The sequence below is a fragment of the Arthrobacter sp. zg-Y769 genome (genome assembly GCF_020907405.1).
Classification (GTDB): Bacteria; Actinomycetota; Actinomycetes; order Actinomycetales; family Micrococcaceae; genus Arthrobacter_B.
This window is the reverse complement of sequence record NZ_JAJJOE010000008.1, coordinates 412,928-439,710: the sequence shown is the minus strand read 5'-3', so window position 1 is coordinate 439,710 and position 26,783 is coordinate 412,928. Positions and strand designations below refer to the sequence as shown.

21 protein-coding genes are annotated in these 26,783 nt (G+C 66.9%); 16 read left to right on the top strand and 5 right to left on the bottom strand.

Annotated elements, in window-relative coordinates; genetic code table 11:
• Nucleotides 1-56: 56 nt before the first annotated feature.
• A complete protein-coding gene (locus LOC60_RS08725) occupies nt 57-2,399 on the top strand; it encodes a heavy metal translocating P-type ATPase (protein WP_230024433.1) in 2,343 nt (780 codons plus the stop codon).
• An 88-nt stretch (nt 2,400-2,487) separates the two neighbouring features.
• Here LOC60_RS08725 and LOC60_RS08720 read toward each other — a convergent pair whose 3' ends face one another.
• Nucleotides 2,488-4,986: a DNA gyrase/topoisomerase IV subunit A gene (locus tag LOC60_RS08720; protein WP_230024432.1), complete on the bottom strand. Its 2,499-nt coding sequence runs from the start codon at nt 4,984-4,986 to the stop codon at nt 2,488-2,490.
• Between the two features lie 127 nt (nt 4,987-5,113).
• On the opposite strand from LOC60_RS08720, the gene LOC60_RS08715 reads away from it, so the two are divergent.
• The 4 genes from LOC60_RS08715 to LOC60_RS08700 all read left to right on the top strand — a co-directional run bounded on the left by LOC60_RS08715 (nt 5,114) and on the right by LOC60_RS08700 (nt 10,583).
• Nucleotides 5,114-7,801, top strand: coding sequence for a bifunctional acetate--CoA ligase family protein/GNAT family N-acetyltransferase (locus LOC60_RS08715; protein WP_230024501.1), 2,688 nt, complete (start codon nt 5,114-5,116; stop codon nt 7,799-7,801).
• A gap of 61 nt (nt 7,802-7,862) precedes the next feature.
• A complete protein-coding gene (locus tag LOC60_RS08710; protein WP_230024431.1) occupies nt 7,863-8,537 on the top strand; it encodes a DUF5998 family protein in 675 nt (224 codons plus the stop codon).
• Between the two features lie 4 nt (nt 8,538-8,541).
• A complete protein-coding gene (locus LOC60_RS08705) occupies nt 8,542-9,750 on the top strand; it encodes an alkaline phosphatase family protein (protein WP_230024430.1) in 1,209 nt (402 codons plus the stop codon).
• Between the two features lie 2 nt (nt 9,751-9,752).
• Nucleotides 9,753-10,583: a thymidine kinase gene (locus LOC60_RS08700; RefSeq protein ID WP_230024429.1), complete on the top strand. Its 831-nt coding sequence runs from the start codon at nt 9,753-9,755 to the stop codon at nt 10,581-10,583.
• 117 nt (nt 10,584-10,700) lie between these two features.
• Here the strand turns inward: LOC60_RS08700 and sepH are convergent, their stop codons facing one another.
• Nucleotides 10,701-12,029, bottom strand: coding sequence for a septation protein SepH (gene sepH, locus LOC60_RS08695; protein WP_230024428.1), 1,329 nt, complete (start codon nt 12,027-12,029; stop codon nt 10,701-10,703).
• Between the two features lie 314 nt (nt 12,030-12,343).
• Between sepH and LOC60_RS08690 the strand changes: the two genes are divergently transcribed.
• On the top strand, nt 12,344-12,643 hold the full coding sequence (locus LOC60_RS08690; protein ID WP_230024427.1) for a DUF4193 domain-containing protein: 300 nt from the start codon (nt 12,344-12,346) through the stop codon (nt 12,641-12,643).
• 1 nt (nt 12,644) lies between these two features.
• Here LOC60_RS08690 and LOC60_RS08685 read toward each other — a convergent pair whose 3' ends face one another.
• On the bottom strand, nt 12,645-13,130 hold the full coding sequence (locus tag LOC60_RS08685) for a DUF3093 domain-containing protein (RefSeq protein ID WP_230024426.1): 486 nt from the start codon (nt 13,128-13,130) through the stop codon (nt 12,645-12,647).
• 211 nt (nt 13,131-13,341) lie between these two features.
• Here LOC60_RS08685 and dut point away from each other — a divergent pair, with 211 nt between their 5' ends.
• The 4 genes from dut (at nt 13,342) to LOC60_RS08665 (ending at nt 15,746) form a co-directional block, all read left to right on the top strand.
• Nucleotides 13,342-13,830 (top strand): dUTP diphosphatase, encoded by a 489-nt coding sequence (gene dut / locus LOC60_RS08680; protein WP_269440169.1) that lies wholly within the window; start codon nt 13,342-13,344, stop codon nt 13,828-13,830.
• Between the two features lie 99 nt (nt 13,831-13,929).
• Nucleotides 13,930-14,673 carry a DUF3710 domain-containing protein gene (locus LOC60_RS08675; protein WP_230024425.1) on the top strand — a complete coding sequence of 248 codons (744 nt, stop codon included), beginning with the start codon at nt 13,930-13,932 and terminating at the stop codon, nt 14,671-14,673.
• A 33-nt stretch (nt 14,674-14,706) separates the two neighbouring features.
• On the top strand, nt 14,707-15,018 hold the full coding sequence (locus LOC60_RS08670) for a hypothetical protein (RefSeq protein ID WP_230024424.1): 312 nt from the start codon (nt 14,707-14,709) through the stop codon (nt 15,016-15,018).
• A complete protein-coding gene (locus tag LOC60_RS08665; protein ID WP_230024423.1) occupies nt 15,015-15,746 on the top strand; it encodes a DUF3159 domain-containing protein in 732 nt (243 codons plus the stop codon). The genes LOC60_RS08670 and LOC60_RS08665 overlap by 4 nt, the downstream gene beginning before the upstream one ends.
• Here the strand turns inward: LOC60_RS08665 and LOC60_RS08660 are convergent.
• Together LOC60_RS08660 and LOC60_RS08655 are read right to left on the bottom strand one after the other, a co-directional pair.
• Nucleotides 15,641-16,477, bottom strand: coding sequence for a potassium channel family protein (locus tag LOC60_RS08660; RefSeq protein WP_230024421.1), 837 nt, complete (start codon nt 16,475-16,477; stop codon nt 15,641-15,643). The genes LOC60_RS08665 and LOC60_RS08660 overlap by 106 nt on opposite strands.
• A complete protein-coding gene (locus LOC60_RS08655) occupies nt 16,474-17,148 on the bottom strand; it encodes a potassium channel family protein (RefSeq protein WP_230024420.1) in 675 nt (224 codons plus the stop codon). The genes LOC60_RS08660 and LOC60_RS08655 overlap by 4 nt, the downstream gene beginning before the upstream one ends.
• A gap of 210 nt (nt 17,149-17,358) precedes the next feature.
• Between LOC60_RS08655 and LOC60_RS08650 the strand changes: the two genes are divergently transcribed.
• From LOC60_RS08650 to LOC60_RS08625, 6 genes are all read left to right on the top strand, one after another.
• The gene (locus LOC60_RS08650) at nt 17,359-18,648 is read left to right on the top strand and encodes a class I SAM-dependent RNA methyltransferase (protein WP_230024419.1); all 1,290 of its coding nucleotides are present in this window, start codon (nt 17,359-17,361) and stop codon (nt 18,646-18,648) included.
• Nucleotides 18,649-18,970: 322 nt separating this feature from the next.
• Nucleotides 18,971-21,796 carry an aconitate hydratase AcnA gene (acnA, locus tag LOC60_RS08645; protein WP_230024418.1) on the top strand — a complete coding sequence of 942 codons (2,826 nt, stop codon included), beginning with the start codon at nt 18,971-18,973 and terminating at the stop codon, nt 21,794-21,796.
• Between the two features lie 174 nt (nt 21,797-21,970).
• A complete protein-coding gene (gene dxs / locus LOC60_RS08640) occupies nt 21,971-23,944 on the top strand; it encodes a 1-deoxy-D-xylulose-5-phosphate synthase (protein ID WP_230024417.1) in 1,974 nt (657 codons plus the stop codon).
• A 45-nt stretch (nt 23,945-23,989) separates the two neighbouring features.
• Nucleotides 23,990-24,847, top strand: coding sequence for an SDR family oxidoreductase (locus LOC60_RS08635; RefSeq protein ID WP_230024416.1), 858 nt, complete (start codon nt 23,990-23,992; stop codon nt 24,845-24,847).
• 50 nt (nt 24,848-24,897) lie between these two features.
• Nucleotides 24,898-25,212: a hypothetical protein gene (locus LOC60_RS08630; protein WP_230024414.1), complete on the top strand. Its 315-nt coding sequence runs from the start codon at nt 24,898-24,900 to the stop codon at nt 25,210-25,212.
• Between the two features lie 509 nt (nt 25,213-25,721).
• The gene (locus LOC60_RS08625) at nt 25,722-26,699 is read left to right on the top strand and encodes an aldo/keto reductase (RefSeq protein ID WP_230024413.1); all 978 of its coding nucleotides are present in this window, start codon (nt 25,722-25,724) and stop codon (nt 26,697-26,699) included.
• The last annotated feature ends 84 nt before the right edge of the window (nt 26,700-26,783 follow it).

The window sequence follows — 26,783 nt, the reverse complement described above, 5'->3', positions numbered from 1 at the left end:
CCAAAGTATTTGCCCCGGGCAGGAACACTGGCAGGAAGCAGGGGAAGGGAAACATCATGGACACTCGCGAACAAGCGGTATCCAGGGCAGTCGAGCTCGATATCCAGGGCATGACCTGCGCTTCCTGCGTCGCGCGGGTGGAACGTAAGCTCGGAAAGATCGACGGGGTGCAGGCATCCGTCAACCTGCCGCTGGAAAGCGCAAAGGTCACGGTGCCCGCGACGGTTACCGACCAGCAGATCGTCGACGCCGTGAATGCGGCCGGTTACACCGCACGCCTGAAGAACCGGACCTCCACGCGCCCCCACGGGCAGGGGGCGCACCACGCGGACACGTCCGGGACGCCGTCTCACCAAGAGCACATGTCCCATGAAGGTGACATGTCTTCCGGTGAAGACCACGTGTCCGGTGAAGACCACATGTCCCACGGGGGAACCGCGGCACAGCTGCGTCCCCGGCTGATCCTTGCCGCTGTCCTCAGCGTTCCGGTCCTGCTCATTTCCATGGTTCCCGCACTGGCATTCCCGCACTGGGGGTGGGTGGTGGCGCTGCTCGCCCTGCCCGTGGTGACCTGGTCCGCGTGGCCCTTCCACCGGGCCGCGGCCGTCAATGCGCGGCACCTTGCCTCGACCATGGACACCCTGGTCTCCATCGGCGTCGCGGCCGCGTACCTGTTCTCGGTGGGCCAGCTGGCCTTCGATCCGGGCCTTACGGCGGATCCGGGCATGGGATCGGACCCGCACCTGTACTTCGAAGTGGCCTCGGTAGTGGTCACCTTCCTGCTGCTGGGGCGCTATCTGGAGGCCAACGCCAAAACCAAGGCAACGGATGCGCTGAAGGCACTGCTGAACCTTGGTGCCAAGGACGCGGCGGTGCTGCGCGACGGGCAGGAAATACGCGTCCCGGCGGACCGGCTGGAAGTGGGCGACGTGTTTGTTGTCCGTCCCGGAGAGAAGATTCCAGCCGACGGCATTGTTGTTCAGGGACGCTCGGCGGTGGATGCCTCGCTGATCACCGGAGAGTCCCTGCCGGTGGAAGTGGATGTGGACAGCCCGGTTACGGGCGCCACCATCAACACCTCCGGCCGCCTGCTGGTCCGGGCCACCCGAGTGGGCAGCGAAACCACCCTGGCGCAGATGGGCCGCCTCGTCAGCGACGCCCAGTCTTCCAAGGCACCGATTGCCCGGCTGGCGGACCGGATCAGTGCCGTTTTCGTCCCGGTGGTCCTCGGGATCGCCGTCCTGACGTTCCTGCTGTGGCTGGTCCTCACCGGTGACCTGCAGGCCGCCTTCACCGCCGCCGTCGCCGTACTGGTGATTGCCTGCCCCTGTGCCCTCGGACTCGCCACCCCGGTGGGCCTGCTGACGGGAACCGGCCGCGGGGCACAGCTGGGCATCCTCATCAAGGGCGCCCAGGTCCTCGAGGACACCCGCACCGTGGACACGATCGTGCTGGATAAGACCGGCACCATCACTTCGGGAAAGCTGTCGGTGGCCCGCGTCCGGCTGCTGGACGGTGCGGCAGCGGACCTTACGCCGGAAAGCCTGCTGCGGCTGGCCGGCTCCGTCGAGGACGCCGGTGAACACCCGATTGCCCGGGCCATCGCTGCGTCCGCCCGCTCCGGACCCGGTACGGCCCCGGTCACGGAGTTCGATTCGGCACCGGGCGGGGGAGTCCGCGGCACCGTCGAGGGCAGGCTTATTGCCGCAGGCCGTCCGGCCTGGCTGGACGAAAACGGCGTCGACCTGCCGGATGCCGCCTACGCGGCACTGCGGGAAGAGCAGGAAGCCGGAGCCACCGCGGTCCTGGTGGCAGTGGATAGCCGCCCGGCGGGCATCATCAGCCTGCAGGACACCGTCAAGGAAGGCTCGGCAGCTGCGATTGCACGGTTCCGCAGCCTGGGCCTGCACCCGGTGCTGCTGACCGGTGACAACGCGGTGGTGGCCGCCCGGGTCGCGGAGCAGGTGGGAATTCCGGCGGAGGATGTGCTGGCCGATGTCCGTCCCGAAGGCAAAGTCGACGCCGTCCGTCGCCTCCAGGCGCAGGGACGCACGGTGGCGATGGCCGGGGACGGCGTGAACGACGCCGCGGCGCTGGCCCAGGCAGATCTGGGCATTGCCATGGGATCGGGCACGGACGTGGCCATGGAAGCAGCGGACCTGACCGTGATGGGCAGCAGCCTGGGACAGGTGGCCACCGCCGTCGAACTCTCCCGCCGGACGCTGCGGACCATCAAGACCAACCTGTTCTGGGCGTTTTTCTACAACGCGGTGGGCATCCCGGTTGCCGCCTTCGGACTGCTGAACCCGATGATCGCGGGGGCGGCGATGGCGGCGAGCTCGGTTCTGGTGGTCGGCAACTCGCTGCGGCTGCGCAGCTTCGGCAAACAGGCAAACTAATAGGCAGGCCGGTAGGTAGCCAGCAGGAAAAAGGGCCGGGCGGTGGAGCATTCAGCTCCGCGGCCCGGCCCGTTGTTTACAGCCGGCGTCAGCCCTGGCTCGGACCGACGGCGTCCACCGCGTTGGCCAGCGGCACGCCGGACCCGTCGCGGCGTCCGTGCTCGGTGGGCAGCGCACGCGCCACGCCGTTGGCCGCGGATGCCTTCGCGGGACCGTGTCCGGCCCAGGCCACCGACAGGGAATCTTCGCCCTTCAGGAAGCGGTGCGCGCGGACACCGGCGGTGGCCCGGCCCTTCGCCGGGTACTCCGCAAACGGTGTCACCTTCACCGAGCCGCCGGGGGTGCCCGGCAGCGCCTCGGTGGTGGTGGAAACCGTGACGACGACGGCGTCGGGATCCTCGGCAGCGACGGCACCGAAGAACACGGCGGCGTCGCCGGCTGCCAGCTTGATCCCGGCTACGCCGCCGGCCGTGCGGCCCTGGGCGCGGACCGTGGAGGCAGGGAAGTGCAGCAGCTGCGCCGAGCGGGTGATGAAGACCAGTTCATCCGTCTCATCGGCAGCCACGGACACCCCGATGACCTCGTCCTTGGGCTTGAGCGTGATTGCTTCCCAGTCGTCACGGTTCAGCGGGTAATCGGGATTGACGCGCTTCACCACACCGTTGCGGGTACCGATGGCCACCACGGAGTTCAACGGAACGAGTCCCACCAGCTTCTCGCCCTTGCCCAGGGTCATGAATTCCTTCACCGGCACACCGCCGGCCAGGTTGGGCAGGCCTGCTGTCGAAGGCAGCGCGGGCAGGTCCAGGACGGAGATGCGGATCATCCGGCCCGAGGAGGTCAGCGCACCGATCTCGCCCCGGGCGGTGGTCTTTACCACCGAGCGGAACACATCGTGGCGCACCCGCTGCCCGCCTTCGGCGAGCGGCTCCTGGTCCGAGGTCCGGGCCACCTGGCCGGAGGCGGACAGGATCGCCCAGCAGGGGTCATCGGGAATTTCCAGCGGCAGGACCGCCTTGGCGCCCTTGCCCGCAGCGCCCGCAGCGGCGGTCACCGCCGCCCCCTTCAGCGGAGAGGCGGCCTCGGACTCGAGCAGCACGGTACGCCGCGGCGTCGCATATTTTGCCGCCACCTCGCCCAGTTCATCCGAGACCAGGGAGCGCAGGCGCTGCTCCGACCCGAGGATCGCCTCGAGCTCCTCGATGGCCTTCCGCAGCTCGTCCTGCTCCTTTTCGAGCTCGATCCGGGAGTACTTGGTCAGCTGCCGCAGGCGCAGCTCGAGGATGTGGCTGGCCTGCACTTCGGTCAGGTCGTAGACCGCCATCAGCCGTTCCCGGGCCTGGGCGGTTTCATCCGAGGACCGGATGATCTGGATGACTTCGTCAATGTCGACAATGGCGATCAGGAGGCCCTCGACCAGGTGCAGCCGGTCCTTCTTCCGGCTCAGCCGGTAGGCGGTGCGGCGGCGGACCACGCCGAGACGGTGCGCAACGTAGACCTGCAGCAGCTCAACCAGGCCCAGGGTCCGGGGCTGGCCGTCCACCAGCGTGACGTTGTTGATGCCGAAGGAATCCTCCATGGGCGTGAACTTGTAGAGCTGGGCGAGTACCGCGTTGGGGTTGAACCCGTTCTTCAGCTCGATCACCAGGCGCAGGCCGTGGCTCCGGTCGGTGAGGTCCACAATGTCGGAGATGCCCTGGAGCTTCTTGGACGTTACGGCGTCCTTGATCTTTTCAATGACCTTTTCCGGGCCGACCATGTACGGCAGCTCGGTCACCACCAGGCCGGTGCGGCGGGCGGTGAGCTGCTCCACCTCCACCTTGGCGCGTGTCTTGAAGGAACCGCGGCCGGTGGCGTAGGCGTCGCGGATACCGTCCAGGCCGACAATCCGTCCGCCCGTGGGCAGGTCCGGCCCCGGGATGAACCGCATCAGCTCATCCAGCCCGGCATCGGGGTTGGCGATCAGGTGCTGCGTGGCGGCAATAACCTCGCCGAGGTTGTGCGGGGCCATGTTCGTGGCCATGCCCACGGCAATACCCGTGGCACCGTTGACCAGCAGGTTGGGGAAGGCGGCCGGCAGCACTTCGGGCTGCTGGAGCTGGTTGTCATAGTTCGGGACGAAGTCCACCACGTCTTCGTCGAGGTGGTCCGTCAGGGTCAGGGCAGGGGCCGCCAGCCGGGCTTCGGTATAGCGGGCGGCAGCCGGGCCGTCGTCGAGCGAGCCGAAGTTGCCGTGGCCGTCAATCAGCGGCAGGCGCAGCGCCCAGTCCTGTGCCATGCGCACCATGGCGTCGTAAATCGCCGTGTCTCCGTGCGGGTGGAGCTTGCCCATCACCTCACCCACCACGCGGGCGGACTTCACATGCCCGCGGTCCGGCCGCAGCCCCATGTCCGACATCATGTACAGGATGCGCCGCTGGACAGGCTTCAGGCCGTCGCGTGCATCGGGCAGGGCACGCGAATAGATCACCGAGTAGGCGTATTCGAGGAAGGAGCCCTCCATCTCGGTGGTGACATCTATCTCGATGATGTTCTCGGCGATCTTTTCGCCGGGTACGGATTTGGAGACGGGTTGGCGCCGGGCCATGCTGTTGTCGAATCCTTGCAGTGTTAGGGAATAGGATTCCGCGCCGTACGTAATCGCCGCGGTATGGAACCACGCTGTACGGAGCGGGTAGATGACTATGTGGAAGATTGCCCACTACTCTGATTCTATGGTGGAGCAGGGACATTACCCCGAATATTGGGAAGCCGACGTCGTGTTGCGCGACGGAGGCACCGGCCATTTACGCCCGGTTTCCCCCTCGGACGCAGACGCGCTGCAGGCCTTCCACATGCGCCAGTCGCAGACCTCCATCTACCTTCGCTTCTTTACCTACAAGGCCAAGCTCAGCAACAAGGAGCTTGAGCGCTTCACCAACGTGGACTACCGGGACCGCGTGGCGTTTGTCATCACCATTGGTGATGAAATCATCGGCATCGGTCGCTACGACCGCCTCGACGACCCCACCGAGGCAGAGGTTGCCTTCAACATCGCCGACGGCCACCAGGGACGCGGCCTGGGGTCCATCCTGCTGGAACACCTGGCCGCCGCCGCCCGGGAGAACGGCATCCGCCGCTTCTCCGCCGAGGTCCTGCCCGAGAACCGCAAAATGATCGGCGTCTTCGCCGACGCCGGATACGAGGTAAGCCGGCACTTCGACGACGGCGTGATCGCCTTGGACTTCAACATCGACCCCACGGAGAAATCGCTCGCGGTCATGGAAGCACGCGAGCACCGCGCCGAAGCGCGCAGCGTGGCGGACCTGCTCTCGCCGTCGTCCATCGCCGTGATCGGAGCCAGCCGGGAATGGGGCTCGGTGGGCTACCAGCTGCTGGAGCACATCATCGAGGGCGGCTTCAAGGGCGCCGTCTATGCGATCAACCCGGAAGCCTTCGAACTTGCGGGCATGATTTCCTATGCCGGGATTACGGAAGTTCCGGAAACCGTCCAGCTGGCCGTCATAGCGGTGCCTTACGAGCAGGTCCTGGAAGTCGCGGACGAATGCGCCGCCGCAGGAGTGAAAGCCCTGCTGGTGGTCACCGCAGGTTTCGGGCCGAAGGGCCCGGAGGGACTGGCCCGCCAGCGTGCCCTGGTCCGGCGGGCACGGGCACACGGCATGCGGGTGGTGGGACCGGCGTCGCTGGGTTTGATCAACACCCGGCCGGATGTTTCCCTGAACGCCTCCATGGCACCGGCGCTGCCCCGCCGCGGGGGACTGGGGCTCTTCAGCCAGTCCGCCGCCATCGGCGTCCTGCTCTACGCCACCGCCCAGCGCCGCGGCCTGGGGCTGTCCTCCACCATCTCGGCCGGCAACCGGGCCGACGTCTCCGGCAATGACGCGATGCAGTACTGGGAGGACGACGCCGATACGCGCGTGGTGGCGATGTACCTGGAGTCGGTGGGAAACCCGCGTAAGTTCTCCCGCCTGGCCCGCAGGCTGGCACGCACCAAACCCGTGATCGTCGCCAAATCCGATGTGACCGGCCTCCAGCTTCCGCCCGGCCACGCCGTACGGACCACCCAGGCTCCACCCGGTGCCCTGGACGCGATGCTCCGCCAGTCCGGCGTGATCCGCGTGAGCACCAACGAGCAGCTGATCGACGTGGCGCAGATCGCCGTCAGCCAGCCGCTGCCGCGCGGGCGCCGGGTCGCGGTCTTCAGCAATTCGGCGGCGCTGGGCCGGGTCCTCGCCGATGCGTGCACCGGCCTGGACCTGGACATCACGCGCCTTGAGACGGAACTGGCGCTGGACACCGGGATGAGCGTAGCCCTGCCGCAGCTGCGCCGGACGGTCATTGAGGTGCTTTCCGACGACGCCGTGGACGCCGGCGTCGTCGCGATCCTCCCGGCACCCGGGCTGAGGACGGAAGCGATAGCCGCCGCGCTGGCCGAATGCGTGCAGGAGACCGGCAAACCGCTGGTCGCTGCATTCACCGGGATCGTGGATCCGCGCACGCACGTGGAAGGCCTGCTCGCGGCGGACCCCGATGTCCCCGGGGATGGACTGCCGTGCTTCAGCAGCCCCGGAGCAGCGGTCGCCGCCCTGGCATCAGTGGTCCGCTACACCGAGTGGGCCGGCCGGGACCACGGCAGCTTCGTGGAACCCGCCGACGTCGACACCGAAGGTGCGGCGGCCTACATCGACTCGCTGATGGACCGGGTGGAAGGTGACACCCTCACCCGGCTGGACTCCGGGCAGACCGCCACGCTCCTGGACTTCTACCGCATCCCCGTGCTGCCGTCCGTCAGCTTCTCCACGCCGGACGAGGCAGTGGCCGCCGCCGAACAGCTCGGCTGGCCGGTCGCAGTCAAGACCCGTGAAGGGCACCTGCGCCACCGCCTGGACCTGGGCGGGGTACGGCTGAACATTTCCACGCCGGAGGCGCTCCGGACCAACATCGAGCAGATGCACCAGGCACTGCGCCGCTACGGCGAATTCGAAATGGAAGTCCAATCCATGGCCAACAGCGGGCAGGGGTGCCGCATCAGGGCCATCGAGGATCCGCTGCTGGGACCGGTGATCTCCTTCGGACTCGCCGGTGACGCCACCAGCCTCCTGGATGACTGGGCGCACGGCGTTCCCCCGCTGACGGACCGGGACATTGCCGATCTGGTACGCAGCCCCCGGGCCGCTGCCAAGCTCTTCGGTTACCAGGGACTGCCCGAAGCCGACATCGCGGCGCTGGAGGACCTGATCGCCCGGCTGGCCGTCCTGAAGGACGAGCATCCGCAGATCGCCCTGATCGAAATCAATCCGGTCCTGGTTTCCGCGGACGGCGTCACCGTGCTGAGTGCGGACGTCCGGCTGGGCAACCCGCAGCGCCGCACCGACAGTGCCAGGCGCGCAATGCGGGACTGATCTTTTCCACCACCCGCGCGCCATTTAGGCATGAAGGGGCGGTCTGGGGGAAACTGGAATCATGTCGCCGTTACTTTCCGCTGAACGCCGCAGCCTTGACGCATCCATGGAACGGGCAGGCTTCTATCCGACGCTTTTGGCCGACGTGGTCCACGATGCCCTCGACGGCCGCGAACCGCTGTCCCACCTGATCCACCTGGAGACGCATTTTGAGCGTACCGAGGTGCACCGCCACATCACGGTCCTGGTACTGACCGAGGACATGCTCGTCATCACCCACGTGGATGACCAGCAGCTGGACGAGGCCGGCGAGCAGATGATGGCGCAGGTCTCCACCGAATCGGTTCCGGTGACACAGATCCGCTCCGTGGTGCTGGGCTACATGTATGCCCAGCCGCAGAATTACAAGCCGTCCGACCCGGTGCGGGAAATGACGCTTGCCATTGCCTGGTCCGGCGGACAGCGGCTGGACATGGGGCCGGCCGGCTGCTCCGACCCGCAGTGCGAAGCCGACCACGGGTACACCGGCACCGTTGCCCAGGAGGACATTGTGCTGCGCGTCAGCGCCGAAGCCGACGGCGCCCAGGCAGTCCAGAACGCCAAGGCCTTCGCCCGTGCCCTGCGCAAGGTCAACACGGATACCACGGCGGTTCCCCGTCCGGTGGAGGGCAGCGACCCGCGCCAGCGGATGCCCGGCATCGGCGGACGCTTCAACCGTGCCCACCCGCAGCGCTAGCACCGTGGCATCAACCCCCGCCGCCCCTGACCTCCTGCCGGCAGCACCGGCATACGGAACACGATCCGTAGCGGACGTGCTGTCCAGCGCAGCTGCCGTGCTGGGCGTTCCGGGCTACGAAAACCTGCTGTCCCTTCCCGCAGCCCGCCGCGTCTGCGTGGTGATGGTGGACGGGCTGGGCCTGTCCCTGCTCCGGAAGCGCGGCGGCCATGCACCCTTCCTGAAGGGGTTCCTTCCCGCCGCCCGTACGCTCAGTGCGTCCTTCCCCACCACCACGGTGGCGTCGCTGGCGTCCCTGGGCACGGGGCTTCCTCCCGGCCGGCACGGCCTGGTGGGATACGACGTCCTGGATCCGGACCAGGACAAAGTAGTGAATATGCTCGGTTCCTGGGATGCGGAGGTGGACCCGCTCCAGTGGCAGCCCTATCCCACCGTCCTGGAGACAGCGGCCGGGCACGTGCCGGTCGCCACGGTCAGCCTGCCCCGCTTTGCCGATTCCCCGTTGACCCGCGCCGCGCTCCGGGGCGGCACGTTCATCCCCGCAACCGGGGTCCACGCCCGCGTCTCCGCCGCCGTGGATGCCCTTGCCGGAGCGGACCGCATGCTGATGTACCTGTACTGGAACGAGCTGGACAAGGCAGGGCACCGCTACGGTGCAGCGTCCTCCGAGTGGGGCAACCAGCTCGAGGAACTCGACAGCGCCCTGAAGCGGCTGGTGGCCAGGGTGCCGGCCGGCACCCTGGTGGTCCTGACCGCGGACCACGGCATGGTGGATGTACCGGTGTCCCAGCGGTTCGATTTCAGTGCGCAGCCGGACCTGATCGAGGGAGTCCGGCACACGGCGGGCGAGCCGCGCATGGTCCATCTGTATCTTGAGCCGGACGCCGGCGACGACGCACTCGGGCGCCTTAAAGCCGCCTGGCAGGCCGCGTACGGCACCCGCGCATGGATTTTCACCCGGGACGAGGCCGTGCGCGCCGGTTACTTCGGCCCCGAGGTCGACGCAGCCGTCCTGCCGCGCATCGGGGACCTGATGGTCGCCGCCCGCGAGCCGATCGCCTTGTTCGACACGCGCCGGGTGGCTGCCTCGGCGCTTGAGGTCACCGGCCAGCACGGGTCGCTCACTAAGGCGGAGTGCGAGGTTCCCCTCCTCATCCTGGCCCGGCCCGAAACAGGCAAAGCCAAGTCCTCCACGACGCAGGGCGGAAAGTAGCCATGGCGGAACTCGTCTTTTTCTCCGGCACCATGGACTGCGGCAAATCCACGCTCGCCCTCCAGATGGACTACAACCACAGTGCCCGCGGCCGCGGCGGCATCCTGTTCAGCCGCAATGACCGGGCGGGGGAGTCCATGATTTCCAGCCGCCTCGGCCTGCAGACTCCGGCAGTCGAAGTCCGTGACGATACGGACTTCTGGGCCGAGGTGCTGCGCTGCCGAGCGTCCGGGCACAACGTGGACTACGTCATCTGCGATGAGGCGCAGTTCTACAGCGCCGCACAGGTTGAACAGCTGGCCTCCATCGTGGACGAGATGGACATTGACGTGTTTGCCTTCGGCATCACGTCCGACTTCAGGACGCGGCTCTTCCCCGGGTCGCAGCGCCTCGTGGAGCTGGCGGACCGGATGGAGGTCCTCCAGGTGCGGGCCCTGTGCTGGTGCGGGCGCCGCGCCACCCACAACGCGCGTACGGTCGACGGCGTGATGGTGACGGAAGGGGACCAGGTAGTAGTGGGGGACGTCGAGTCCCGCACCCCGGCTTCGGCCGCTGCCGCCCAGGCCGGGCAGCCGCCGGTTGAGGAAGTGCCTTTGTTCGAGGACCGGCCCCTGTTCGACGACCAGCCCTTGTTCGACGCCGATGACCTGCTGGGTGCCGAAGGCCCGGGAACTTTTGCGGAGGCCGCCGGCCCCGTCATTGGTTATGAGACGTTATGCCGCCGGCACTACATGCGCAGGGTTACCGCGCAGCAGGCAGCCACGCTGGACCAGGACCAGGAGTCGGCGTCGGTATGCTCCGTGGAGTCCCGACCGGAACCGTTCCGGCGCTAGGCGCCCAACGCGATTAGCCGTCCGTCCCGCCAAGCCACGTAATTGTTGAACCAGAGCCCTCCCGGGACCAGGGGAGGGCTGGCCTCCCCTTACCCGACCGGAAGCCGGCGGCAGGGGCTAGTCGCCCTTGGTGCCGAAGACGATCTCATCCCAGGAGGGGACAGAGGACCGTTTCGGCTTGATGGCGCGCCGTTCCTGGGCGCCGTCGTCCTTGCCGTCGGATTTATCGGCGTTGGACTCATCCAGCCGCTGGTCCTTACCACCGTTGGGCAGGCGGTCCCAGGGGAAATCGCGCCCGGCATTCTTTCGGGCTGACGGCTCTTCGGAAACCGGTGCTTCGTCCGGAACGGCTGCACCCGTCTCAGCGGCCGGGTTGGGCTTGTCCTCGGCAGGGGCGGCCGGCTCTTCGGTACGGGCCGTACGCCGGCGGAACGGGCGGGCAAGAACACTGATTTCCCGGGTCTGGGTGACGCTTCCGGGGAGGGTGACCGGATCCACCGGATCATCACCGTCCACCGACTCGACCGACGGTGCCAGGGTCAGACGGCCGGTGCGCGGACGCTTGACGTTGTCTTCGTCCTCGGTGTCCGGGGTGCCCTCCCGCGGGTGCGCCGCGGGGACGCTGCCCTTGGACAGCAGGGTTGCCAGGGCATCGTCGCCGTCTTCATCGCTTCCCAGCCGCTGGCCGCGGCGCGACCGGAGGGCTTCGAGGATGTTGTCGGTTTCGTCGGCGGGCTCCTGGGGGCCGCCTTCCGCTTCGAAGTCGAAAACCCGGTCCGCGACGGCGGCCAGCCGGCGGGTGGGCACGGGTGTGTCCAGCGGTTCCAGCTCGCTGAGGACCTGCGCCCAGCGGTTGGTGTTGGTCACGCTCTTGCGCAGCGGGCTGAAAATCCAGCGGGCGGGCGGCTCTTCGCCGATGGCTACCCGGGACTTCTCGGTGAGCGCGAAACGGGCCACCACCTCCCAGGTTCCATCCGGACGGCGCCAGGCATCCCACTCAACGGAGTCGGGATCGACGCCGAAGGAGCGCAGCCGGTGCAGCACCATGTCACCGAGATTTACCGGATTCTCACCGAAGGCACTGCGGTAGCCGTCATGGGTGGCGGACATCGGTGCAGCAACCTCGACGCCCTGCGCCTGGCGTGCAACGTATTCACGTTCAGCGAGGACGGGGCCTTCGTAGCGGCGGATGTGTGCAAGGTCGTGGCCGGAAAGTTCGGCCACCTCTTCGGCGCTGGCACCGGAACGGATGCGGGCCTGGATATCCCGCGGACTCATGCTGGTGCCGGCGGCCGGAGCAGCCTGCGGCGCGGACCGGTGTGAGGGGCGCGACGCCGCCACCCGGAGTGCTTCATCGATCCGGAGACGGAAGGTTTCCCCGCCCTTGCCGCTTAACAGCAGATGTTCGCCACCTTCATGGACACCCACCAGCCGTAGATCCTGCATCAAAAAGTCCTCCACCCGATTGCAATTCCTTCTTGAAACAATGCCATCCCCGGCGTCGAAAACCTAAGCTTTGCCCGGGTGTGGCGCATTTGGAACGGGCGGCCGACTGCCGTCCTGACGCGGAGGGGTGGGCCCTGGGCGGAGGCCGGTTCGCTTTTTAGCCGCAGGTAGGTAAAAATCTCTGCTTTACGGGCACAAAACAGGTATCCGTGGCGTTGATATCTCAGAGTCACCGACGCGGATCCCGGGCAGCCGGTCCGGTGCCGGGCTCGGGCAGCAGCGAAACCATTTAGCGGACGGCGAGATAAGACACTATGGCGACAGATTACGACGCGCCGCGCAAGACCGAGGAAGCTATCGGCGAGGCATCGCTGGAGGAGCTCAAGACCCGGCGCACCGATCCGCAGTCGGCCGTCGTGGACGAAGACGAGGCCGAGGCTGCTGACGGGTTTGAACTCCCAGGCGCGGACCTCTCCGGCGAGGAGCTGCTGGTACGGGTACTGCCGGCCCAGGCGGACGAGTTCACCTGTGCCTCGTGCTTCCTGGTCCGTCACCGCTCACAGATCGCCCTGGAGAAGAACGGGATGCTCTACTGCGTGGACTGCGAGGGTTAGGTCAGCGTCCGGAGGTGAGGGCTTCGACCAGTTTTTCCGGGCGGCGGGTGGACGTGAGCCAGTACGGGGTGCGGTCCGCCGGATCAGTGATTTCGATTCGGACAACCGGGGAGATCCAGCCCCGGATGCACATGTAGGCCGTGGCATTCAGTGCCGGGCCGCGCTGCATGGTGGCGTCTTCGCCGCGGAAGGCCTCGACCTTGCCGATGAAGCGGCGCTCGATCTGCGCCCGCCCAACCTGCAGGGTTTCCGGGGTCACCCGGATCTGGGGGGTGGATATCACCAGGAGTACCGCCAGGATAACGGCGGCAACTACGGCACCGGTGATTCCGGCCGCCAGGCTGATGGGTACAAAGACCAGGATGCAGGCGGCGGCAAGGAGGGCAGCCACGAACCAGATCCCGAAGGAAGGCGTGAGGCGTTCGGAGTACAACACGGTGCCGGCGGAGCTCTTTGCAGAAGGGCTCTTTGAAGAAGGGGATGACATACCCCCAGCTTTTCACCTTTGGCGGGGCATTTCATCCCGCGCCGTGCCGGGTATGGGATGCCCGGCGGCCGTCAACGCGCTAAAGTGTGGTGGTTGGCCCGGCGGGAGTGCCTGAGCGGCAGTTCGTAAACGGCAGTTCCTGAGCGGCTCATCCGCCGGGATGCTTCCACACCCCCGCACAGCCGCCCGGGCTGCTGCTGTTGGAAATCTATTGAAACCGGAGAAACTGGTGCAAGGTGCAGGGACCACGCTGAAGGTACAGCTCAAGATGCTCGACGACGGGCTGGAACCGCCGTCGTACGCGCACCCCGGCGACGCCGGAGCCGACCTTCGCTCCCGGATCGATTTCACCCTGGCGCCGGGGGAACGGCAGCTGATTCCCACGGGTGTTTCGCTGGCGCTGCCCTTCGGCTACGCAGCTTTTGTCCACCCCCGGTCCGGGCTTGCGACCAGGCACGGCATCAGCATCGTCAATGCGCCCGGAACCGTGGACGCCGGCTACCGCGGAGAAATCTCCGTCACCCTGATCAACACTGACCGGACCGAGCCGGTGACGCTGCGGCGCGGCGACCGGATTGCCCAGCTGGTGATCCAGCGCGTGGAAACGGCCGAGTTTGTTCCAGTCGATGAACTTCCGGACTCCGTCCGGGGTGCCGGCGGGTTCGGGTCGACCGGAGGATTCACCGCCGTTCCGGCCTGACCCGCGACTGACTCCCGTTGCGCCCCGCGGCCTTGCTAACCGGTCCGGAGCCGTCAGCCTTACTAAGAACTTGCAGACAAGAGAAAAGGAACTTCGGTCATGGCATTTGGGCGCCGTAAGAAAACCAACGCAGAGGAAACCGCCGGGGCGGAAGCAGTAACGGAGGATGCATCCGTGACGTCCCCGGGAACGGCCGACGCCGGCACCGGCAGTGATGCCGTGCAGGCTCCCGCCGCGGGCGGCCCCTACGACCTCAGCGAGCGGCCCTCCGAGGAGGGCTACGTTGACCTCGGTGCGCTCCGGATTGCCGCATCCCAGGGACTGCAGCTGCGGCTGGAAGTCGAGGAGAAGACCCAGCGCGTGGTTGCCGTGACCCTGGACCTGGAAGGTTCCAGCCTTCAGCTGCAGGCATTCGCGGCTCCGCGGTCCGAAACCCTTTGGGACGATATCCGGGAACAGATCGGCAAGTCCGTGGCATCGCAGGGCGGCACGGTGGATGAGCTCTCCGGCACCTTCGGCACCGAGCTGCTGGCCCGGGTGCCGGCGCAGGCACAGGACGGGTCCAAGGGATACCGGGTGGCCCGCTTCGTCGGCGTCGACGGTCCCCGCTGGTTCCTCCGCGGCGTCTTCGGGGGTCCTGCCGCAATGAATCCCGACGCCGCCGGCCCCCTCGAGGAAGTCTTCCGCAACGTAGTAGTGGTCCGGGGCGAGCAGCCGCTGCCGCCGCGCGACCTGCTGCAGCTGCGCCTGCCCCGCGATGCTTCCCCGCTCCCGCGCCCCGCCAAGGCTGAAGCCAAGCCTGCCGCGCCCGAGCGCGGCCCGGAAATCACGACGATCGGCTAACCTGTGCCAGCTGTCACCGCTTCCACGCACTGCGTGAGCATCAAGTCCCTGCCGGAGCGCGGCCGCGCGTACTGCCGCGGCTATGTTTCGGCTATCACCGTGGTCCCGGCCAATGATCCGCCGCGGTTTACCGCAGTGGTCGAGGACACGATGGCCGCGTACCGGGAAAGCCCCCTGACCTCCCGGGCCAAGGTACGCCTGGTCTGGGTGGGCCAGCGCCGGGTGCCCGGAATCGAGGCGGGAACCTATCTCGCTTTCGAGGGCATGGTGTCGAATGTCGACGGCCGCCCTACGATCTTTAATCCGCGATACGAAATCATTGGACGCCCGGAGGCCGACGCATGAGCACACCGAAGCATTCGGAGGACGGCCAGCCGGACCTGAACGAGCTGGCGGGCCAGTACGCCGCCAGGTCCGGCGTCGAACGCCGCGACGACGGACAGATCGACGTGCTCAAGTCCGTAGGCGGTGTCCGGGGGCTGGCCGAGGCGGTCGTTCCCGGGCTCCTGTTCACCCTGCTCTATACGATCGGGGCCGAACTGAACCTCTCGCTGGGGGCGGCAGTGGCCGCGGCAGCCGTATTTTCGGTGGCGAACCTTATCCAGCGGCGCCCGCTGATGCAGTCCCTGACCGGCGTGGCCGGCGTCGCCATCTGCGCCTTCGTAGCGCTGCGCAGCGGCGACGGCGCCACGTACTTCGTCCCCGGGTTCTACCTGAACGCCGCCTACATCCTGGCCTTCCTGGTTTCCATCGCCGTGAAATGGCCGGTTGCCGGGCTGCTGTTCGGCGCCATCCGGGGCGAGAACATTCAGTGGCGGGCCGAACCGGTGCGGCTGAAGGCCTACATCTGGGCCAGCTGGATCATAGTTGCGGTCTTCGCCCTCCGGCTGGCCGTCCAGCTCCCGCTTTTCCTGGCCGGCAACGTGGCCGCGCTGGGCACCATGCGCCTGGCCATGGGCGTACCGCTCTACGCGCTGGGGCTCTGGCTGGCGTGGGTGGTCTCCCGGCCGTCGGCCGTCGTTCCCCCCGAAGCCGGAAGCGGGTCCGGGTCCTCCGCAGCCGCAGGGGACTGAGCCCCCGGAGCTTCCACGGCATCCGACTCGGCGTCGAGGGATTCCCGGCGCGCGTGGGCGGACGCCTCAGCCGCGGCCGGGGACAGGACTGCCCGCAGTTCGTCCTCGGCTGCGATGGTGGTGATGAAGAACAGCTCGTCGCCGGGCTCCACGACGTCGTCGTTGCTCGGCGTGATGGGTGCGTCATCGCGCAGGATGGCAACCACCGTGGCGTCCAGCGGCCAGTCGATCGACCCCAGGGTCCGGCCCGTGAGGTGCGAATCGGCGGGTACGGTGAACTCCACCATGGAGGACACCCCGGTCTGCAGGCTCAGCAGCCGGACCAGGTCGCCGATCTCCACTGCTTCCTCGACCAGGGCGGTCATCAGGCGGGGAGTGTTCACGGCTACATCCACACCCCAGGAATCGTCGAACATCCAGTCGTTCTTCGGGTTGTTCACCCGGCCGACCGTCCGCGCAACGCCGAATTCGCTCTTGGCCAGCAGTGAGACCACAAGGTTGACCTTGTCATCGCCGGTGGCGGAAACAACGACGTCGGCCTCCTCCAACTGTGCATCCTTCAAGGTGGTCAGCTCGCAGGCATCGCCGATCAGCCACCTCGCTCCGCGCAGTCCGCTGCGTCCCACACACTCGGGCTTCTCATCAATCAGCAGTACATCGTGGCCGTGGGACAGCAGTTCCTTGGCAATGGACGAGCCCACGCTGCCGGCGCCGGCAATCACAACTTTCACAGGGACTCCTTGACTGGTTCCTTGGACAGGATCTTGCTGATTTCGGCGGTCCGGTCCACGGACATCATGGCGTGCAGGACGTCACCCTCCTGGTAACTGCTGTCCGGGCGCGGGATGATCCCTTCCCCGAACCGGGTGACGTAGGCAATCCGGACACCCGCGGCAGTCTCGATGCTGCCCAGCGACCGGCCCAGCCAGCCCTCATGCAGGGACAGCTCGCCCAGGATCAGGCGGCCGGAGGACTCCCGGAAGTCGCCGTTGATGCTCTGTTCGGGCAGGATCCGGCGCAGCACCTGGTCCGCGCTCCACCGAACGGCCGCGACCGTGGGGATGCCGAGGCGCTGGTAGATTTCCGCGCGTCCCGGATCATAGATGCGCGCGACGACGTGCCCTACATGGAAGGTCTCGCGCGCCACGCGGGTGGCCAGGATATTGGAATTGTCGCCGCTGGAAACGGCAGCGAATGCATAGGCTTCTTCGATGCCCGCGGCCTTCAGTGTGTCCCGGTCGAAACCGACGCCGGTCACCCTGCGTCCGGTGAAGGTCTGCCGCAGGCGACGGAACGCGCGCTCGTCCTGGTCGATAATGGCGACCGAATGGCCGGCATTGTCCAGGGTATGGGCGAGGCTGACGCCTACACGCCCGCATCCCATGATCACGTAATGGGCCAACTGCCCTACCTCGGTTTCGGTTTTGGTCCTCTGGCGAACTGCCCGCCCGGAGGGCGGCTGCGCAGGTGCGCCGGACTGTCAGGTCCGGCTGTCCGCGCGTATAAAAACAATCAACGCCAGCTTAGTCCCGACGGCGGCCCAAATAGCACCGCGCTCGGCTCCCGTGGTGAGATGGACTTTTAGGCCCCTTGAAGGAAGTACAACCACCCCATGTCTATTGAACTCACCATCGGCGCCCCGGCCCACGGCGGCCACTTCGTTGCCCGGCACGAAGGGCGGGTCGTTTTTGTCCGGCACGGCCTGCCGGGGGAGCGGGTCCGGGTCCGGCTCACGGAATCCGGCGACGACGCCAAGTTCTGGCGTGCCGACGTCGTCGAGGTCCTGGAAGCAGCCCCGGGGCGCCGGGAGCATTTCTGGAAGGACGCCGATGCCCTGCGCGCGGCGGCACGGGGAAAGCTGCCCGTCGGCGGTGCCGAGTTCGGCCACATCGAGCTGCCGGTCCAGCGCCGCCTGAAAGCCGAGATATTCGCCGAGCAGCTGCGCCGGCTCGGCGGCACCGACCTGGTCCCCGAGGTTGAACCCGCCCTGGAGGAAAGCGGCGACGGACTGGCCTGGCGCACCCGGGTCAGTTTCTCGGTGGCACCCAGCGGACGGCTGGCGATGCATGCCCACCGCTCCGACGAGCTGATTCCGGTCGAGGCCATGCCCCTGGCCACGGAGCAGATCAACGCCCTGCGGTTGTGGGAGACGGATTTCACGGGAATGGACCGTGTGGAGGTAGCCGCTCCGGCAGCCGGCGGACAGCCGCTGGTCCTGCTGATCCCCGCGCCGGGAACCCATCCGCGGATGCCGGCCCGGATTGCCCAGAACCTGCCCGACGGCGTGTCCGTGGCGGCCTGGGATCCGGATAGCCACGAACTCACCCGCCTGAAGGGGAGGACCTGGGTGCAGGAAACGGTGCTGGGCCACGACTACCGGGTCACCGGTGCCGGGTTCTGGCAGATCCACCGCTCCGCGCCGCAGACCCTGGCTTCCGCGGTCCTCGAAGGCCTGGACGTGCAGTCCGGGGAATCCGTGGCGGACCTGTATGCCGGGGCCGGGCTGTTCACCGCACCGCTGGCCGAAGCGGCCGGGGAATCCGGCCGGGTGCTTTCGGTGGAGGGTTCCCCGGGAGCCAGCCGTGACGCCCGCAAGAACCTCTTCGCCGCACCCCAGGTACAGATCAGCCAGGGCAGGGTGGACAAGATGCTCCGCGACGCCGGGGACCTCGACGTCGTGCTGCTGGATCCGCCGCGTGCCGGCGCCGGGAAGACGGTGGTGGAGCAGATCGATGCCGCCGCGCCCCGCGTGGTTGGCTACGTGTCCTGCGATCCGGCGTCGTTCTCCCGCGACCTGGGCTATTTCCGCAGCGCCGGGTGGGACCTGGACAGCCTGCGGGTCTTCGACCTGTACCCGCACACCCACCACATGGAGTCCTTCGCCGTCCTGCGCAAGCGCTAGGGAAACCGCCGGGCGGCCGTTCCGAAGCCGCCCCGAACGCCGCCGGCGATCCCCGTCACGACGCGTCGTGGCCCATATCTCCTCCGGTCGCCCCTGTAAAGGCTAGGATGGGAAGCAGTTGTCCAGTCCTGCGCCTTTATGGGGGTTTCCCGGGGGAGTTTCCCGCTTTCGAGCGGGAATTGTCCAGGCAGGGGGCATGTGTCGGCAGGGAAATGAACCACCGGTTTCCCTGCCGCCCCCTTTGCCCGACTCTTAGGGATACCTAAGTGGCGGGCAGTTGTGACGTGGACAAAGATAACAAGGTGGCGAGAGGAGTCCTGTTATGACTAATGTGGACAGCTTTGGATCCAAGGGCGTCTTAGACGTCAAAGGTTCCGAGTATGAAATTTTCCGGCTGAATTCCGTCGAAGGCGCCCAGAGCCTTCCGTTCAGCCTCAAGGTGCTGCTGGAGAACCTGCTCCGCACCGAAGACGGTGCAAACATCACCGCGGACCACGTACGCGCCCTGGCGCAGTGGGATGCAGACGCAGAGCCCAGCACCGAGATCCAGTTCACCCCGGCCCGGGTGATTATGCAGGACTTCACCGGCGTTCCCTGCATTGTTGACCTGGCGACCATGCGGGAGGCCGTCGCCGATCTCGGCGGCGACCCCAAGCGCGTGAACCCGCTGGCACCTGCCGAAATGGTCATTGACCACTCCGTGCAGATCGATGCCTTCGGAAACTCCGGCGCCCTTGAGCGCAACATGGAGATTGAGTACCAGCGCAACGGCGAGCGGTACCAGTTCCTGCGCTGGGGCCAGACGGCCTTTGATGACTTCAAGGTCGTTCCCCCGGGAATGGGCATTGTGCACCAGGTCAACATTGAGTACCTGGCACGCACCGTGATGACCCGCGAAGTTGACGGCGTCCTGCGTGCCTACCCGGACACCTGCGTCGGCACCGACTCCCACACCACCATGGTCAACGGCCTGGGCGTGCTCGGCTGGGGCGTGGGCGGCATCGAAGCCGAAGCAGCAATGCTCGGCCAGCCCGTCTCCATGCTGATCCCGCGCGTCGTCGGCTTCAAGCTGACCGGTGAGATCCCCGCCGGGGCAACCGCCACCGACGTCGTCCTGACGATCACCGAAATGCTGCGCAAGCACGGTGTGGTCGGCAAGTTCGTGGAGTTCTACGGAGAAGGCGTCGGCGCTGTACCGCTCGCCAACCGCGCCACCATCGGCAACATGAGCCCGGAATTCGGTTCCACTGCGGCGATCTTCCCGATCGACGACGTGACGCTGGAATACCTGCGCCTCACCGGCCGCTCCGAAGAGAACGTAGACCTCGTCGAGGCCTACGCCAAGGAGCAGGGCCTTTGGCACGATCCGTCCAAGGAGATCAAGTACTCCGAGTACCTGGAACTGGATCTGTCCACGGTGGTTTCCTCCATCGCCGGACCGAAGCGTCCGCAGGACCGCGTGGAACTGACCAACGCCAAGACGCAGTTCCGCAACGACCTCAAGAACTACGTCCACGAGACCGTCGAGGCCGAGAACGGCACCGTCGACGAGACGCTGGAAGAGACCTTCCCGGCCTCCGACGCACCCTCGTTCAACGCCAATGCCACCACGGTTGAAGACCACGAGCACGACCTGGTTGCCGAAGCGGATGCTCCCGCAGAGCGCGCCACCAACTCCGTGCCGGTCACCATGGCCGACGGCCGCACCTTCGACCTGGACCACGGCGCAGTAACGATCGCTTCGATCACCTCCTGCACCAACACGTCCAACCCCTCCGTGATGATGGCCGCCGCCGTGCTGGCCCGCAACGCGGTGGACAAGGGCCTGGCGTCCAAGCCGTGGGTCAAGACCTCGGTGGCCCCGGGCTCCAAGGTTGTTACCGACTACTACGAGAAGTCCGGCCTGATCCCGTACCTCGAGAAGCTCGGCTTCTTCGTGGTCGGTTACGGCTGTGCCACCTGCATCGGCAACTCCGGTCCCCTCGAAGAGGAAATCTCCGAAGCGATCAACGAAGCCGACCTGGCGGTCACCGCAGTGCTCTCGGGCAACCGCAACTTCGAAGGCCGCATCAACCCGGACGTGAAGATGAACTACCTGGCCTCCCCGCCGCTGGTAGTCGCCTACGCCCTGGCCGGCACCATGGACTTCGACTTCGAGAATGACCCGCTGGGCCAGGACGAAGCCGGCAACGACATCTACCTGAAGGACATCTGGCCGAACCCGGTCGAGGTCCAGCAGATCATTGATGCCTCCATCGACCAGAAGATGTTCAGCGACAGCTACAACACCATCTTCGAAGGCGACGAGCGCTGGAAGTCCCTTCCCACTCCCGAAGGTGCAACCTTCGAGTGGGATGCGGAGTCCACCTACGTCCGGAAGCCCCCGTACTTCGAGGGCATGAAGGCCGAGCCGGAACCCGTCACGGACATCTCCGGCGCACGCGTGCTGCTGAAGCTGGGCGATTCGGTCACCACCGACCACATTTCCCCGGCCGGTTCCTTCAAGTCCGACACCCCCGCAGGCAAGTACCTGCTGGAACACGGTGTGGCCCGCAAGGACTTCAACTCCTACGGCTCGCGCCGTGGCAACCACGAAGTCATGATCCGCGGCACCTTCGCCAACATCCGCATCAAGAACCAGCTGCTCGACGGCGTTGAAGGCGGGTTCACCCGTGACTTCAGCCAGGCCGACGCACCCCAGGCTGCCGTTTACGATGCCGCGATGAACTACCAGGCTGCCGGCACCCCGCTGGTTGTCCTGGCCGGCAAGGAATACGGATCCGGTTCCTCCCGTGACTGGGCTGCCAAGGGCACCGCACTGCTGGGCGTCAAGGCAGTTGTAGCCGAGAGCTACGAGCGTATCCACCGCTCCAACCTCATCGGCATGGGCGTCCTTCCGCTGCAGTACCCGGCCGGCGTCAACGCCGAGTCCCTGGGCCTCACCGGCACGGAAACCTTCTCGGTTGAAGGCGTCACCGAACTGAACAACGGGACTACGCCCAAGACCGTCAAGGTCACGGCCACCCCCGAAAACGGCGAAGCCATCACGTTCGACGCGGTCCTCCGCATCGATACCCCGGGCGAAGCCGACTACTACCGCAACGGCGGCATCCTGCAGTACGTACTGCGTCAGATCTCCGCGAAGTAGCAGTAAACGCACCACGTTCAGGGCTCCGTTTCCCCGATCCGTCCAAGAGGCGGAGGAGGGAAACGGGGCCCTGAAGCGTTAGGTAGGAACCGCGGAGTGCACGCTGCGCGTTAGAGTTAATCCATTGCGACGGTGTGTAGTGCCGCCGATTACGACTCAAGGGAGGCACCCCTGTTGGGACTTCTGGAAACAATCCGGGATCCTCGGGACCTCAGCAGGCTTTCGCTGACACAGCTGAAGCGGCTTGCTGAAGAGATCCGTTCATTCCTGATCACCAACGTCGCGCAGACCGGCGGACACCTGGGCCCGAACCTGGGCGTGGTGGAACTGACCATGGGCATTCACCGGGTCTTCGATTCCCCGCGGGACAGCATTGTCTTTGACACCGGGCACCAGTCCTATGTGCACAAGGTCCTCACCGGCCGCCAGGACTTCGCCACGCTGCGCCAGCAGGGCGGTATGTCCGGCTATCCCTCGCGCGCCGAGTCCGTCCACGACATCGTGGAAAGCTCCCACGCCTCGTCTTCGCTTTCCTGGGCGGACGGCATTTCCCGTGCCCGCCAGCTCAGCGGCGAAGGCGACCGGTACACAGTGGTGATGGTGGGCGACGGCGCCCTCACCGGCGGCATGGCCTGGGAAGCCCTCAACAACATCGCCGCCGACCAGCGGCGCCGCGTAGTGATTGTGGTCAACGACAACGGCCGCTCCTACGCTCCGACCATCGGCGGCCTGGCCGACTACCTGGCATCCCTGCGGCCCACCATTGACGCGGTGCGCACGCACCACGCCTATGAGAACACCCTCGGCTGGTGGCGCGACCGCCTGCAGCAGGGCGGTCCTGCGGGCCGGTTCGCCTACCGGAGCCTGCACGCCGCGAAGAAGGGCATCAAGGACTGGTGGACCCCGCAGGGCCTCTTCGAGGACCTCGGCATGAAATATGTGGGACCCATCGACGGCCACGACCTCGACGCCGTCGAACGCGCCCTGCACAAGGCGAAGAATTACGCCGGCCCGGTGATCGTGCACGCCATGACCGAGAAGGGCCGCGGCTACGCACCGGCGCGTGCCCACGAGGCGGACCAGTTCCACGCCGTCGGGATCATCGATCCGGAAACCGGCGCTCCGGTGGAGCCCGGCGGCAAGGAGTCCTGGACGTCCGTGTTCGCCACGGAAATCGCCGAAATTGCCGACGAACGCACCGACATTGTCGGGATCACCGGTGCCATGCTTATCCCGGTGGGCCTGCACCGCTTCGCCGAGCGGCACCCGGACCGGGTGTTCGACGTCGGCATCGCCGAGCAGCACGCCCTCACGTCCGCGGCAGGCATGGCCTTCGGCGGGCTGCACCCGGTAGTGGCGCTGTACGCCACCTTCCTGAACCGGGCCTTCGACCAGCTGCTGATGGATGTTGCCCTCCACAAGGCCGGCGTGACGATTGTCCTGGACCGGGCGGGCGTGACCGGCCCGGACGGTGCCAGCCACCACGGCATGTGGGACATGTCCATGCTGCAGATTGTCCCCGGGCTGCATCTCGCTGCCCCGCGCGATGCCACCCGGCTGAAGGAGGAACTGCGCGAAGCCGTCGCCATCTCCGACGCCCCCAGCGTGGTGCGTTTCTCCAAGGGCACCGTGGGCAGCGACATCGATGCCGTGGAGCGGACCTCCGACGGGGTGGACATCCTGGCCCGCCGCCCCACCGGGGACAGCTCCAATGACGTCCTGATTGTCAGCGTGGGCGCCATGGCGGACATGGCCCTCGACGTTGCGGACCGGCTCGGCGCGCAGGGCATCAGCTCCACAGTGGTGGATCCGCGCTGGGTGTTGCCCGTGCCGGATTCCATCATCCGTATTGCTGCCGACCACCGGATTGTCATCGTGATCGAAGACGGTGTCCGGGCCGGCGGCGTGGGCTCGCGGATCCGGCAGGAAATGCGGGCGGCCGGCGTCGACACCGCGCTGAACGAGGTAGGGCTGCCGGCGGAGTTCCTGGACCATGGCAGCCGCAGCGAGGTGCTGGAGCGGGTAGGACTGACGGCCCGGCAGATCGCCAACGACGTCGTGGCCCAGGTCCTGGGCACGAAGGTACCTTTTGCCCGCCCGCTGCCCGGCTCCGAAATGCCGACGGGGCAGGTGCCGAAGATCCAGTAGCCGCGCCAGGTCCGGGATCCGGACCGCAAGGAAGGGGTGTAAGCCATGGCGGATAACGTTCCAGCCCTCGCCGTTACGGGAGCGACCGGCGCCCTGGGCGGCGCCGTCGCCCGGCTGCTCGCGGAGGCGGGGGTCCGTCAGCGGCTGCTCGCGCGGCACACCGCCCGGCTGCCGGAACTGGCGGATACCCCTGTGTTCGCGGCGTCGTATCTGGACGGTCGGCAGGCGGCCAGCGCGCTGCGCGGCGTGCAGACGCTGTTTATGGTGTCCGCGGACGAGAGCCCGCACCGGGTCGAGGACCACTGCACCTTCGTGGATGCGGCGGTAGGGGCCGGTGTGCAGCACATTGTGTACACGTCCTTCATGGGGGCGGCACCGGATGCAGTGTTCACCCTGGCACGGGACCACGCCGCCACCGAGGAGTACATCGCGTCCCGGGAAGGGCTTGCCCACACCTTCCTGCGGAACTGCCTGTACCAGGATGTACTTCCCACCTTCGTCCAGCCCGACGGCGTCATCCGCGGTCCGGCGGGGGAGGGCCGCTTCGCTCCGGTGGCGCGGACCGATATTGCCCGCACCGCCGCGAAGATCCTCCTCGCCCCGGAACAGCACAGCGGCCGGGCCTACACGCTCACCGGCCCCGCCGAGCTGACTATGGACGAGGTTGCGGGCATCCTCACAAGGGCGACCGGACGCCGCGTGCTCTACCAAGTGGAAACCTACGAGGAGGCCATGGCGTCCCGGATCAAAGCCGGTGCCGCCCGGTGGCAGGCCGAAGCCTGGACCAGCAGCTACCAGGCCATTGCCGCAGGGCAACTGGCACCGGCCAGCACGGACATCGAACAGCTCACCGGCGTTCCGCCGCTGGGGTTTGAGGACTACCTGCTGCGGGCCCGGAAGTAACCGTTCCGGGGGACTGCCGGGCAGGGTGAGCAGGGGATAGGGTCGTAGGTATGGCTCAGGACATACTGCCGGAAATCCACCGGTTTCTCGCCGAGTGCACCGTAGGCGATCTGGATGACGAAGCAACCCCCGTCGCCGACCTCTACGGTATGTACATGATCTGGAGCGAGCGGCAGGGAACACAGCCGCTGTCCATGCAGGTGTTTTCCGCCGCGGTCCGGGGCGAGGGGATCGAAGCCGAGCGCCGGCGCAGCGAGCAGGTTTACACCGGGTTGCTTCCCACCGGCGCCATCCCCATCCAGTACATCCTGGAAACCGACAAGGCGCCGGGCCCCAACAGCACACTGGACACCTTCCCGGGCTAGCGCGTTCTGCTGCCGGTTTGGGATCCTGCTTCCGGTTTGGGAAATCCCTCCGCTGCGCAGCGGCCGGGATTTCCCAAACCGTACGGGTTTTCCCAAACCGTACGGGTTTTCCCAAACCGCAGGGATTCGAGGGATTTCCCGTCGGCTTTCCGGCGCTGGACCGTGCAGGTCGCGTTTGGGGGCCTCCTGTGCCAACCACCACCCTGGACAACTTCCCGGGCTAGCGCGTTCTGCTGCCGGGTTGGGACTTTGCTGCCGGTTTGGGAAAATCCTCCGCTGCGCAGTGGCAGGGATTTCCCAAACCGTACGGATTCTCCCAAACCGCAGGGATTCGAGGGATTTCCCGTCCCCCGGCGCTGGGCTTCCGACGGGAGTCCGAATCCCTGCGGTTTGTCCGGATCCCCGCGCCGCGCGGAGCAGGGATCCGGACAAACCGAGGGATTCTGCGCAAACCGCAGGGATCCGGGAGACGCACAAGGAGAGCGGTTCACGGGAGTACCGTAGCTTGCATGACTTCTTACAACAGACTCGGAAATTCCGGCCTGACCGTCTCCACGGTCGGGCTCGGCTGCAACAACCTGGGCCGGCCGGGAACACCCACTGAATCGCAGGAGGGCACCGACGCCGTCGTCCATGCCGCGATCGACGCCGGCGTCACCCTGTTCGACGTGGCCGATACCTACGGGCGCACACCGGGGCTGAGCGAGGAAATGCTGGGCAAGGCGCTGCGCTCGCGGCGCGACGACATTGTGCTGGCCACCAAATTCGGAATGGACATGCAGGGCGTCAACGGTGCGGACTTCGGTGCCCGGGGCTCGCGCCGGTACATCGTGAAGGCTGCGGAGGCTTCCCTGCGCCGCCTGAACACGGACTGGATTGACCTGTACCAGTTCCACACCCCGGATCCGCTCACCCCCATCGAGGAGACCCTTGCCGCACTCGATGACCTGGTGACCAGCGGAAAGGTCCGCTACATCGGACACTCCAACCGGACGGGCTGGCAGATTGCCGAAGCCGAGTTCACGGCCCGGATGGGCGGGTACACCCCGTTCATCTCCGCCCAGAACCACTACAACCTGCTGGACCGCCGGGCCGAGCTCGAGGTTACTCCCGCTGCCGAAGCCTACGGTCTGGGCGTGCTGCCCTACTTCCCGCTGGCCAACGGCCTGCTCACCGGCAAGTACAGCAGCGGTAAGGCGCCCGAGGGAAGCCGCCTCACGCATTCGCGCAAGAACCTGCTGGAGAATGCGGACCTGGAGCAGCTGGCCGAGTTCGGCCGGTTCGCCTCCGAGCGCGGACTGACCGAAGTGCAGGTGGCGTTCTCCTGGCTCGCCGCGCAGCCGTCGGTCGCATCGGTCATTGCCGGTGCCACCAAGGTGGAGCAGGTCCAGCAGAACGCCGAAGCCGTGTGCTGGGAGCCGTCGGAGAAGGACCTGGAAGAACTGGACCGGATCTTCCCGAAGACGCCGAAGGTTGCTTTGTTCTAAGTTCTGCATCAACGGTGCGTCGCCTTGGGTGCACCTCCTTGGGTGCGCGGCTGCGCCGGTGGGTCCGGAACGGCGGCAACGAAA

What these genes read in the sequence shown, in the direction of transcription:
- LOC60_RS08725 (WP_230024433.1), top strand. Translation starts at nt 57, where the DNA reads ATGGACACTCGCGAACAAGCGGTATCCAGGGCAGTCGAGCTCGATATC.
- LOC60_RS08720 (WP_230024432.1), bottom strand. Translation starts at nt 4,986, where the DNA reads ATGGCCCGGCGCCAACCCGTCTCCAAATCCGTACCCGGCGAAAAGATC.
- LOC60_RS08715 (WP_230024501.1), top strand. Translation starts at nt 5,114, where the DNA reads ATGGTGGAGCAGGGACATTACCCCGAATATTGGGAAGCCGACGTCGTG.
- LOC60_RS08710 (WP_230024431.1), top strand. Translation starts at nt 7,863, where the DNA reads ATGTCGCCGTTACTTTCCGCTGAACGCCGCAGCCTTGACGCATCCATG.
- LOC60_RS08700 (WP_230024429.1), top strand. Translation starts at nt 9,753, where the DNA reads ATGGCGGAACTCGTCTTTTTCTCCGGCACCATGGACTGCGGCAAATCC.
- sepH (WP_230024428.1), bottom strand. Translation starts at nt 12,029, where the DNA reads ATGCAGGATCTACGGCTGGTGGGTGTCCATGAAGGTGGCGAACATCTG.
- LOC60_RS08690 (WP_230024427.1), top strand. Translation starts at nt 12,344, where the DNA reads ATGGCGACAGATTACGACGCGCCGCGCAAGACCGAGGAAGCTATCGGC.
- LOC60_RS08685 (WP_230024426.1), bottom strand. Translation starts at nt 13,130, where the DNA reads ATGTCATCCCCTTCTTCAAAGAGCCCTTCTGCAAAGAGCTCCGCCGGC.
- LOC60_RS08675 (WP_230024425.1), top strand. Translation starts at nt 13,930, where the DNA reads ATGGCATTTGGGCGCCGTAAGAAAACCAACGCAGAGGAAACCGCCGGG.
- LOC60_RS08665 (WP_230024423.1), top strand. Translation starts at nt 15,015, where the DNA reads ATGAGCACACCGAAGCATTCGGAGGACGGCCAGCCGGACCTGAACGAG.
- LOC60_RS08650 (WP_230024419.1), top strand. Translation starts at nt 17,359, where the DNA reads ATGTCTATTGAACTCACCATCGGCGCCCCGGCCCACGGCGGCCACTTC.
- acnA (WP_230024418.1), top strand. Translation starts at nt 18,971, where the DNA reads ATGACTAATGTGGACAGCTTTGGATCCAAGGGCGTCTTAGACGTCAAA.
- LOC60_RS08635 (WP_230024416.1), top strand. Translation starts at nt 23,990, where the DNA reads ATGGCGGATAACGTTCCAGCCCTCGCCGTTACGGGAGCGACCGGCGCC.
- LOC60_RS08630 (WP_230024414.1), top strand. Translation starts at nt 24,898, where the DNA reads ATGGCTCAGGACATACTGCCGGAAATCCACCGGTTTCTCGCCGAGTGC.
- LOC60_RS08625 (WP_230024413.1), top strand. Translation starts at nt 25,722, where the DNA reads ATGACTTCTTACAACAGACTCGGAAATTCCGGCCTGACCGTCTCCACG.